Raw genomic sequence first — 11,658 nt, forward strand, 5'->3', positions numbered from 1 at the left:
TTCGCCCAGCACCGGCCTTCGTCGCTCGAGGTCGCCAGCCGTACGCCGTTCCGCCGGCCGGATCGACGATGTGTTTGCCCTGTATGCACCGAACACGATCCTTGTGCTGACAATTTCGGACGAGATTCGCGCCACGATGACGAAGGCGGCACTGATGCGTCGAGCCCGGTCGTGATCGGCGGGCACCATACGTGCGCCTCGGACACCGAGACACGACAAGACACGATCGCGGCGCGGTTGCTGTTTACTTCGCGCCCATCCAGGGCGGCTGGCTGATGACCGGCCACCAAGCCCCGGCTGGCTGCCGGCATTTGAGTCGTGCGTGTCCGCCGCGATGGCATCCGGACGCGTATCGATCGTCTGGTTTTCATGCCCGGCGCGGCCACTCGTCGCAGGACGCCGTCGAGCGTTACGTTCGCACGCCGACGATGCGCGCGGCGATACATCGCCCGCAATGATTCAACACGCTGCCGTCCAACGATATATCTGCGATTGAAAATGCTCGGAAAAACCCGCTTTGCGTTGCTCGGTGCCACGCTTTTTGCGCTTTCCCATCCGGTGCTGGCAGCGGACGCGACGACCGACCAGACCGAGATCAACGAGCCGCGTGACGCCGACACCTCGCCGACGAGGACCGAGACCGAGGCGGCACCGGTTCCCGCGGCCCCAAATACGAGTGGCGCTGATACGGTGCCGACGTCGGTACTCTCGGACGTGCAGGTCGAGGGATCGGGCATCGAGCAGACCCTGCCCGCGGAGCTGTCGGCCTACGGCGCGGAACGGCAGGTCATCGATCGACAGCAACTCGACGACACCGGCATGACCGATGTGGCCCAGGCGCTGGAACGCCTGGCGCCCGGCCTGTTCCTGGCGCCCAGAGGCGGCCGCGGCAGCTATTTCAATGCCTCGCTCGACGGCTCTCGCACCCAGGACATTCTCTGGCTGGTCGACGGCGTACGCATCAACAACCGTCTGTATGGCGGCACCACCCCGCTGGACTCGATCACCACCGAGATGATCGATTACATCGAGGTGCTGCGGGGCGGCCAAGGCCTGTTCTATGGCACACAAGCCGTCGCCGGCGTGATCAATATCGTGTTGCGCGATCCGAGCCCGAACAATGCCGGGCAACTGCGTCTCGGTACCGGCACGTTTCATGATCGACGCGCTGCCGGGCATTATAGCGGCCCGAGCCCGGCCGGGCGCTGGCTGGTATTCGGTGCCTACGACGAATCGGAAGGGTTCGATCCCTATCCCCGTTCGGCCTATCACGGCAATGGCCGGCCGCGCGATACCGGATTCAAGCGTCGTTCGGTAGGCGGCAAATATCACGCCGCGCCGGCGAAGGATAACGCGCTGGACCTGCTGCTGATCTACAACAACGTGGTCGTCGACCAGCCGCGCACGATCAACAATTTCAAGGCATTCAACGATCGCGACGAGGTCATCGCCTCGGCCAAGTGGGACCAGCGGTTATCGTCGCATTTCGGCTATTACGGCAAGGCCTACTGGCATTCCTGGTGGAGCGACTGGACACAGATCGGGCGCAACGACGATGGCTCACGCCACGTGGTCGACGATGCCCAGAGCTGGGGCTACAACGATTACGGTCTGAACCTCACCGGTCGCTACAACGTGCACAACGGCAGCCAGCTATTGTTCGGTTACGACCTGCAGGCCTATTCGGGCCACGATTATGTCGTCCAGATCGCCGATCGAAGCGAGACCGTCCATGCCGGTTTCATCCAGTTCCGGCCGGTACTGCCCTTCTCTGCGTCGACCGACCTCGCAATCGGGGCACGCTACAACTATTCCGAATTCGGCGGCGCCCATACGATCTGGAATGCGAGCATGGCCCAGCCTGTCGGGCGAGACGTGCAGGTCAAGGCTTCGGTCGGCACCAATTTTCTGCTGCCCACGGCCTATCAGCTGTTTGCCGTCGACCCGCGCTATGCCGAGGGCAATCCCGGCCTCAAGCCCGAGCGAAGCCTGAATACACGTCTGGCACTGATCGGCAATATCGGCGCCAACGTCCAGTGGACGCTGGGCGGTTTCTATCGTCGTATTGACGACCTGATCACCCCGATCGACGGCCGCTTTACCAACGGTGAATCGGGCGCGCGAGTTCGCGGCGGCCAGGCCATACTCACTATCGGTGGCGAGACCGGCTGGCATGTCGATGGCAGTGCGACTTACGCCGACTCCGAATCGCTGGATGGCGGTGGGCAAGTCGACGGCATCCCGGTCTGGATCGCCAAGACAAGTGTTGCCTGGGACGCCCTTGACGAGCGACACGGCGGCCGGCTATCGGCCCGCTACGCCGGTGACGAAACCCAAAGACTCGCCAACTTCGGCCAACAGTCGGTCGGCGATTATACGATCGTCGATGCCAGCGCCTACCAGCGCTTCGGCGATCACGGCCAGCATCGGGTCACCTTGCGCGTCGAGAACCTCACCGATCGACGCTATGCCACCGACGTGGCGCAGGATGTGGACGCCGATGGCCGGGCCTATCGCTACGACACACTCGGCGTACCGCGCAACGCGCAGCTGTCCTATACCTACAGTTTTTAAGGCCTGTTGATGCGCCAGACAAACATAGCCGGACGCCGACCGGGCGACGCGCTACTGACTGCCGCGGCCGCCATCACCTCCATCCATGCCGCAGCAGCGGGCACGATAGTGCGCGTTCCGCGGCCCGATGGCCGCTCGCGATCATGACCGTCAAGAAGCGACTTCAGCGGATCACCACCCCAGTGCATCGCTACCTGGGTATCGGCCTCGCCCTGGTGATGCTGGCCTGGTTCGTCTCCGGCATCGTGATGGTGTTCGTGGGCTACCCGACCTACGACACCGAGGCGCGACGCGCGGATCATCAGGATCTGGACCCGAGTGTCATCGACGTCACGGCCGCACAGGCCGCGCGCGTCGCCGGGCTGCCCAAACCCCCGACGGCGATGCGCATCGATCGGGCCGATGGCCGCACACGCATCCGGGTACGGCATGGTGATGGCGCCTGGTACGGCATGGACCCGGTCAACGAAAAGCCGCTTTGCTGTCTCGACGCCCGCGCGGCCCGACAACGCGCAAGACAGGCCAGCGGCGCCGCGCCGGTCGCGGCCACGTTGTTACACCGGCCCGACCAATGGACCTTCGCCTCGCGGCTTGCCGCCGATCGCCCTCTCTGGCGGGTCCGCGTGGCCGACGGCCATGCCAGCGACCTATATTTTGCCGCACGCACCGGCGAACTGGTGCATAGCACAACCGCAAGAGCGCGTGCCTGGGGCTGGGCCGGCCCGGTGATCCACTGGGTCTATTTCACCGAGCTGCGCCGCGCGGCCGGCCTCTGGCGCTGGGGTGTGATCAGCCTGGCCGTCATCGGCCTGGTCCTGTGCCTGAGCGGCCTGCTGCTCGGCGTGCTGAACTGGCGCGCGCGGCGCCGTCGCCGACCCGGCCAGGGCGCCAGCCCCTATCGCGGCCTGCATCGCTGGCATCACTACACCGGGCTCACCTTCGGCGCCTTCATCCTGACCTGGTTGTTGAGCGGGATATTCTCGCTCGATCCCCTGTTCTGGGCCGATCAGCCACTCTTCGACGACGGGCCGAGCACATGGATCGCACAACGCCATGCCCCGGACCCGACGATTCCATCGCCGGCGAGCCTGGCGACATCCATCACCTGGCCGGCCCATATCCGACAGATCCGCCTGCAGGCCATCGGCGGCGTGACCGGCTATCGCGTCACCGATGCCAACGGTCGCTCTTACTGGATCGCGCCCGGTCGTACGGCTGCCGTGACGCAACTCGGGACCGAGCGCGTGCGCTCCCTGCTGGCCCGGCGCCAGGGCCATCCGCTCGTCGACCTGACACGGCTGACGCACTACGACGCGTATTATCAACCCAGCCGAACGGATCGACTCGATGGCCATCGACCGCCGTTGCCGGTCTATCGGGCACGTTATGACGACGGCGTGCTTCTCTATTTCGACCCCGCCCGGGCACGCGTGGTCACCGCACTCGATGCCGGCCGTCGTGTCTGGCGCTGGCTGTATACCGGGCTCCACGATTTTGATCTGCCGCCGCTCCAACCGGGCAGCCTCGTCTGGTACGGACTGATTCTGAGCGCACTGGCTGGCGGAACGATCGTCTGTCTGATCAGCATCGGGATCGCGATGAGCGGCCTGCGACGGCACAGACGCCGGTCGAGACGTCGGCGAACGATCTGATGTCGCGCCCTATTTTCGCCGCTGCCGGCCATCGCACAGGCCTGCGTTCTGCACCAGAGCGCGGGCTCGTCGCGATGCAATCGTCGCCGCACTTTCTTCCAGCGATATGGATCCCGACCAAAGTCTAGAGCCCTCGCGCCATTGGCAACGGTAGACTTCTGAGCGATCGTTTTTGAATATAACGATCGATTTCGCTTGCGTATCACTCGCCGGGGAGACCCGGTCGTCACTCGACGGCCGGGGGCATGTGAACCGACACGCAAGCAGTCGCGATTAACCGCTACAAGGGGAGAAAAATGAAGATACGTCATGCCTTATCGGCATCGGCTCTTGGCGTCACTGCGCTGATGGTCGCCGGCTGTGATGACTCCGACAACGACGTGGATACCGGATCATCGGATTCGAGCACCCCGTCCTCGCTCGTCTCCCGGATGAGCACGGCCGACAAGATCGCCATGCTCCACGGCACGACCGACCCCGAAGGACTGGCCGGCGCCGGTTATCTGGCCGGCGTACCGCGGCTCGGCATCCCGCCGCTGCGGCTGACCGACGGCCCGCTTGGCGTTCGCACCACGGAGCCGGCCACGGCGATGCCGGCACCGATCGGTCTCGCTTCGACGTTCGATCCGTCGATCGCCACGCGTTACGGCGAGGTCATCGGCGTCGAGGGGAAATCGCATCGTCAGGACGTGCTGCTGTCGCCGATGACCAACATCGTGCGCACGCCGCTGGCCGGCCGCAACTTCGAAACGCTCGGCGAAGACCCGTATCTCGCATCGCGCATGGTCACCGGCGAAATCGAGGGGATCCAGCGCCAGGGTCTGATGGCGACGGTCAAGCATTACGTGGCCAATAACCAGGAACGCGACCGCATGAGCATCGATGCCAATGTCGGCCAGCGCGCGTTGCGCGAGATTTATCTGCCGGCGTTCAAGGCGGCCGTCGATGCCGACGTGGCCTCGATCATGTGTGCCTACAATCGTCTCAACGGCAATTACAACTGCGAAAATGACGAGACCCTGAACACCATTCTGCGCGACGAATGGGGTTACCAGGGTTTCGTGATGTCCGACTGGTATGCGACCCACAGCACCGAGGACTCGATCCGGGCCGGTCTCGACATGGAGATGCCCAACGACACGTACTACGGCGACGCGCTGCGCAACGCCGTGAACGACGGCACCGTGGACGAGGGTCTGCTGAATCGTTCCGTCGAGCGCATTCTTGGCCAGATGTCCCGCTTCGGTCTGCTCGGTCACGATCGGAACGACGATACGGATGTGGATACAGAGGCCAATGCCCAGATCTCGCGCGATACCGCCGAAGCCGGTTCCGTACTGCTGCGCAACGAAAACGCGACCCTGCCCTGGAACGCCGATCAGCTTGGCACCGTAGCCGTGATCGGCCCCACCGCAGAACGCCTGCTGTTCGGCGGCGGCGGCAGTTCGGCGGTCAATCCACTGGAAACCGTCAGCCCGCTCGACGCGCTGCGACGCGCACTCGGGGACAATGCCGACATCCGTTACGCACCGGGCATCAGCCTCGATGGGGACCCGGTCCCGGCCTCGGCGCTGCGCGCTGGCAACGGGGGCGATTCCAACGGTCTTCAGGCCATGAGCGAGGGCGGGACCCAACGCGTGGATCAGACCGTCGATTTCGTTGGCGACGATGCGCTGACCGCCGGTTCGCAATGGACCTGGACCGGCCGGCTCGTTGCGCCGGAAAGCGGTGATTATCGTCTGCTCATCCAGACCGCGGGCGGTGCCGGTACCGTGACGCTCGACGGTGAGGAGATCGCGACCACGGGCGGCCTGTTCTCGAACCGTGTGCTGCAATCCGCGGACGGGCTCAGCGTGGCTTCACAGATCGTGTCTCTTGAGGCCGGTAGCGTGCACGAACTCGAAATCACCGGGGAAGCCGGCGCACAGATCGGCGTGACCGAAGGCGACCCGGACTCGAAACTGCAGATCCGCTTCGCCTGGGTTTCTCCCGAGATCCGTCGCCAGACGCTGGCCGATGCGCGAACCCTCGCGAGTCAGGCCGATCATGTCGTGGTGTTCGGTTTCAACGAGGGCAGCGAGGGCGAGGATCGCGACACGCTGGACCTGCCGCTGTTCCAGAACGACATGATCAATGCCGTGACGGAGGCCGCCGACGATCCCGTGGTCGTGCTCAATACCGATGGCCCGGTGACCATGCCCTGGCTCGATCAGTCGGGCGCCGTCCTGGAAACGTGGTATCCGGGACAGGAAGGCGGCCTGGCAATCGCTGCGATGTTGCTTGGCGATGCCACGCCCGGCGGGCGCCTGCCGGTGACGTTCCCGACCTCGCTCGACGATTCGCCGACGGCCTCGGATCGTCGGTATCCGGGCGTGGATGGCGTCGTGCACTATGACGAAGGCGTTCTTGTCGGCTATCGCTGGTACGACTACTACGATGTCGCCCCCCTTTTCGCCTTCGGCTACGGCCTGACCTACGGCAACGTCACCTATTCGGGCGCGCAGTTGACCCACGGCGACAGCGGCTATGTGGTGCGTGTCACGGCACGTAACGATGGCGACCACGCGGCGGTTGCGGTGCCGCAGGTCTATGTCGGGGCCGCCTCTGGCACGCCGGTTGTCGTTGCACCGAAACAGCTTGCCGGCTTTGCCCGCGCCACGCTCGAACCCGGCGACTCACAGGAGATCGAGATCCCGGTGACGGATCAAGTGCTGCGCTACTGGTCGGAAGACGACAACGACTGGACGCCTGCCGCCGGCCAGCACGACGTCTATCTCGGTCAGTCCATCGATCAGGTCTCGGTCATCGGCCAGATTTCGGTCGACTGACGGTTCTGCGATCCGGCACGCGCTGTCGCAAGGCATCGCGTGCCGTGGCTCAACGGGTCCGGGCATGTCTGCCCGGGCCGCGAACGGCCTGTAATGCATGGCCCGTTCGCTGGCCTGCCCTCGCCGCGGGCACGGCCAATGCCAGCGCTGCCGACATTGATCCGGCACGGCGCCGCCTTTTCTTACAGGTATTTCAATCATGGCGGGCTGCCAGACCGACGCGGCGCGGGGTTTTCCGAGGACGCCATCCGGTCGATCGATAATGCGCGGTATCTCAGAGCCAACCACGGCGTCACCGATCCCGCGTACGGCGAATTGTCACGACGACCGTCAAGTTCGGTCCGATCGATGCCGTTATAGCGTTAGACGACCGAGTGAAACAGGCGCTTCATGGATCATCCGTCGACCGACTCTCTCCTCTACGCCCGTCAACGGATCTTCGACCGCGATCTGCAGCCGGGCGGTGAGGAGCTGCTTTATCGTGAGTGGACGTTTCCCAACCGCGCGCCCGACCAGTTCGACCCGGAACGAGCGACAAGCCGGGTCCTGGTCAATGCGTTCCTGCGAGATCCGGCCCCGACCTTCGGTGCGTCCTGCCCGGCTTTCGTGAATTTCACAGCGCTCACTCTGGCTCGGGATCTGCCGTTCCCGCCCGATCGGCTTGTCGTGGAAGTCCTCGAGTCGGTCCACGTCGATAGCACGGTTATCGAACAGGTGCAGCGGCTCAAGGCCCAGGGTTTTCGTATCGGGCTCGACGATTACACACGCCCCGATGCCGACCACCCGCTCATAGAGCAGGCCGACATCATCAAGCTGGAATGTCCGGCCTTCACGCCAGCCGGGCTTCGTCACGTTATCGCCTGTTTGAGACGACGTCGGCCCGACATCCAGATTCTCGTGGAGAAAATCGAGACCGCAACCGAACTCCGGCATGCACTCGACGCCGGCTGCGATCTGCTTCAGGGGTACCGTCTGCACAAGCCGGAACCAGTGGTGGCCGCCTGCGAAGGCGACGTCACCCAGGCCGACATCGACGCCGTCCGAACGGCGATACGCGACGATGCGCATCGTCGCCTGCGCCGCCTGCTTCGTCATCGCCCGTCGCTGGCTGCACACTTCGCCCGACTGGCCTGGCATCGCGACGATTCACAGCCCGCATATCGACCGCGTTGTCGACGCACACTGGAAATGCTCGGTACGACCGTGCTGTCACAATTACTGGATTTTCTGGAAGCCGCACAACCGGCACGCTGCGTGACGCGCATGCACGGCGTCAGACAGGCGAAGTCCCGGTCGTCCGTGAGTGTCGCGATATCGACACGAACGATCGATGCCGGCTGTTAGGGAACCTCTGATCTATTCATCCACGGTCGCGTTTGAGTCCCCAAAGGCCACGATACAAGGCGCATGGCGCCGCGTCATAGCCACTCTATGATCCTGCCATGCAACGCCGTAGCGCGGCCTTTTGGGCCAAACCGCTTGGCGGCCGGGCTTTTGCGCGCGGCTGAGCGGCGTTGCCGCTCGCTCATTTGCATTCAGCAAACGGCGCTCGCGGCGTCTTGTCAGACGCGCGCAAAAGACACCGGCGCGACCGTGGATGAATAGATCAGAGGTTCCTTGGGGCCTGTTGATGTTTCGTGCGAGTCCGCGCCCAGTGCGCCCTGAAACTGACGATAGGCGGCAAGACGAGGCGTCGTGCGCGCGGTGCAGCCATTCTGCACCCGCGGGCGACAACGCTGGATTGCCGTCCTGTTCTTGATTTTGGGGCGCTTGTCCCTTCGGGTTGAGCCGCCCATGAAAAATCGACGATGGGCGCCCGGCGGCGTTGCGAGCCTTGCCGGACACATTGTGGTCTCTCGACGAAAAGGCGCTCGCACGAAACCTCAACAGGCCCTAAGACGAGGGTGTCCGCTGCACCGGAGGTGTCGAGTCAACGGTCGCCGAATCAGCGATAGGCCGGCAATGCCTTGCGGAGTCGTGCGACAGCCTGACTGTGCAGCTGGCAGACGCGCGACTCGGTCACGCCCAGCACGACCCCGATCTCCTTCAGGTTGAGATCCTCCTGATAATACAGACCGAGCAACATGCGTTCGCGCTCGGGCAGACCGTCGATCGCCGTCATCAGATCCTCGCGGCGCGCGTTGGCGAAGGTCGCGGCAAACGGATCCCCACCGGCATCGACCGATGCGGCCGGTCGGCTCGGTTCGCTTTCCGGCGTGCCCTCTTCCTGATAACTCAGAATCAGGCCGTTGTTCACATCGTTGAGCAAAGCGTGATAGTCCTCGGTCGACAGCCCGAGCTCGGCCGCGATTTCACGCTCGCGAGGCGCGCGCCCGAGCCGATGTTCGAGATGCTCGATCGCCGTGGCAAGCTCACGCGCGCCACGACGCACGCTGCGCGGCAACCAGTCGCGGCTTCGCAGCTCGTCGATCATCGCACCGTGGACACGCTGCGAGGCATAGGTGGCAAAGGTCGCCCCCTGCCCGGTCTCGAAGCGCTCGAGCGCGTCCAGCAGGCCGACCGTGCCCGCCTGGATCAGATCGTCCAGATCCACGCTCGGTGGCAGACGCACCTGCAAAGCCAGTGCATGCCGACGAATCATCGGCATATAGCCTTCAATGGTCTGAGTGCGTTCCATTCGGCCGGCAGCAGTGTACATAGCGCAGTCGTCGACAAGCGCGAACGAGCTATCGCCCGCGCGATTGGGAGAATCCGTCATGCAGTCTGCGGGAAAGGCGGCCCAACGCATCACGCGAATAACCCGTGTTTTCGTCGACTGATCGAACGATTGCCGAAGCGGCCCTAAAGTTTGTCGGCGAGCCGACGATAAAACTCCAGCGGCGGGGAAAACGGCCGCGACAACGGGTCAAGATCCCGTCACTACCACTACGCATTGAGAGGCATCTCGACATGGCATTCACCGTCAACACCAATACGCTGTCGCTGAGCGCGCAGAACAATCTGCGTCAGTCGCAGGACAAACTCAACACCGCGATCGAGCGTCTGTCCTCGGGCAGCAAGATCAACTCGGCCAAGGATGACGCCGCCGGCCAGGCGATCGCCAACCGCATGAGCAGTCAGATCAGCGGTCTGCAGCAGGCTTCCTCGAATGCCAACGACGGAATCTCCCTGGCACAGACGACCGAAGGCGCGCTTGATCAGGTCAACGACAACCTGCAGCGTGTGCGTTCGCTGACGGTCCAGGCGCAGAACGGCACCAACTCGCAGTCCGACCTGCAGTCGATCCAGGACGAGATCGGCCAGCGTCTCGGTGAAATCGACCGGATCTCCGAGCAGACGTCCTTCAACGGCACCAACGTGCTCGACGGCTCGAAAGGCAACATCAAAATCCAGGTCGGCTCCCAGGACGGCCAGCAGATCGACATCAAACTGTCGAACACGGACTCCGATTCGCTGGGTCTGGGCAGCTTCAACGTGTCCGGGACCACATCGGTCGAGGCCGACACGAGCGGCCTGAATGGCGATCAGTCGCTGGTCTCTTACAACGACGCCGATGGCAACACGGCCTACGCCGTGGCCGACACGAGCGGTACCGACACCTCTTACAATGCCGCCAACATCAACGCGGAAACCGGCGAGGTGACTGTCGGCGACGCGTTGACCGGCGACGATGCCCCGACGAACACCACCGCTGTGGCCAACGGCGACAGCGTGAACGTGGCAACGGAAGCCACGCCCGACCCGCTGGCACAGCTGGACTCGGCGATCGGCCAGATCGACGACTTCCGCAGCAATCTCGGTGCTGTTCAGAACCGCCTCGACTCGGCGATCAACAACATCAGCTCCACGACCACGAACCTGAGCTCGGCCCGGTCGCGTATCGAGGACACCGACTACGCCAGCGAAGTCTCGTCCATGTCCAAGGCTCAAATCCTGCAGCAGGCCGGCACCTCGGTCCTCGCCCAGGCCAACCAGTCCAACCAGGGCGTCCTGTCGCTGCTGCGTTAATCTCAGACGCGCGCCGACATCGGCAAGGGCATCGCTGACGCGATGCCCTTTTTTTGTGAACCGGCCGCGGCGTATCACACCTGCATGTTCATGATGTCCTGATAGGCACTGACCACACGATTGCGCACCTGAATACCCATGTTGGTCGCGACATCGGCCTTGGCCATATTGACCATGACATCGTTGAGCCCGACGCCGGGCTGACCACTTTCATAAGCACGGCCACTCTCCACGGCCTGTGTCTTGAGCGCATCGATACGATCGATCGAGTGCGTCAAAGCCTCGGCAAAATTCGGCGTACCGCCCGCACTCTGCGCGGCACTCGCATCTGTCTGCCCTGCCTGGCCTGCAGCGGCCTGCAACTGTTGCAGCAATCCGCTCATCGCGCTTGTATCCATACTGCTGTCCCCCTGATCGGCGAAAAGATCGGCACGAGCCCTCGTCCGTGTATCGGACGAAAGACTCGACTACGCGCGAGGCTAGCGCACCCGCCATGACGGGTATGCAATCAAATAACGCCCGAAACGCAGGCTATTCACCGCTTAGAAAACGCGCACCTGCGGAATAATCTGCACCGGGCCGTAGTGGCAGGCATGCGTGAGCGTGTGTCTTGTCGTCGGCGACGAGGATTCAGG

Annotated in this window: 7 protein-coding genes; 5 read left to right on the forward strand and 2 right to left on the reverse strand. The window is 63.8% G+C overall.

The window, feature by feature from the left end:
* The first annotated feature begins 498 nt into the window (after window positions 1-498).
* The 4 genes from D3260_RS00895 (at window position 499) to D3260_RS00910 (ending at window position 8,398) form a co-directional block, all read left to right on the forward strand.
* Entirely contained in the window at window positions 499-2,574 is a 2,076-nt protein-coding gene (locus D3260_RS00895; RefSeq protein WP_158583333.1) for a TonB-dependent siderophore receptor, read from the forward strand.
* Window positions 2,575-2,717: 143 nt separating this feature from the next.
* Window positions 2,718-4,226: a PepSY domain-containing protein gene (locus D3260_RS00900; protein WP_120096639.1), complete on the forward strand. Its 1,509-nt coding sequence runs from the start codon at window positions 2,718-2,720 to the stop codon at window positions 4,224-4,226.
* Window positions 4,227-4,522: 296 nt separating this feature from the next.
* Complete coding sequence (locus D3260_RS00905; RefSeq protein WP_120096641.1) at window positions 4,523-7,054, forward strand: glycoside hydrolase family 3 protein; 2,532 nt, start codon at window positions 4,523-4,525, stop codon at window positions 7,052-7,054.
* Between the two features lie 390 nt (window positions 7,055-7,444).
* Window positions 7,445-8,398 carry an EAL and HDOD domain-containing protein gene (locus tag D3260_RS00910; RefSeq protein ID WP_120096643.1) on the forward strand — a complete coding sequence of 318 codons (954 nt, stop codon included), beginning with the start codon at window positions 7,445-7,447 and terminating at the stop codon, window positions 8,396-8,398.
* A 601-nt stretch (window positions 8,399-8,999) separates the two neighbouring features.
* Here the strand turns inward: D3260_RS00910 and D3260_RS00915 are convergent.
* Complete coding sequence (locus tag D3260_RS00915) at window positions 9,000-9,713, reverse strand: RNA polymerase sigma factor FliA (protein ID WP_120096644.1); 714 nt, start codon at window positions 9,711-9,713, stop codon at window positions 9,000-9,002.
* 251 nt (window positions 9,714-9,964) lie between these two features.
* Between D3260_RS00915 and D3260_RS00920 the strand changes: the two genes are divergently transcribed.
* Window positions 9,965-11,023 (forward strand): FliC/FljB family flagellin, encoded by a 1,059-nt coding sequence (locus D3260_RS00920; RefSeq protein WP_120096646.1) that lies wholly within the window; start codon window positions 9,965-9,967, stop codon window positions 11,021-11,023.
* 74 nt (window positions 11,024-11,097) lie between these two features.
* Here the strand turns inward: D3260_RS00920 and fliE are convergent, their stop codons facing one another.
* On the reverse strand, window positions 11,098-11,421 hold the full coding sequence (fliE, locus tag D3260_RS00925; RefSeq protein WP_120096647.1) for a flagellar hook-basal body complex protein FliE: 324 nt from the start codon (window positions 11,419-11,421) through the stop codon (window positions 11,098-11,100).
* Window positions 11,422-11,658 lie beyond the last annotated feature (237 nt).

It is taken from the genome of Salinisphaera sp. Q1T1-3, assembly GCF_003602005.1.
Lineage (GTDB): Bacteria > Pseudomonadota > Gammaproteobacteria > Nevskiales > Salinisphaeraceae > Salinisphaera.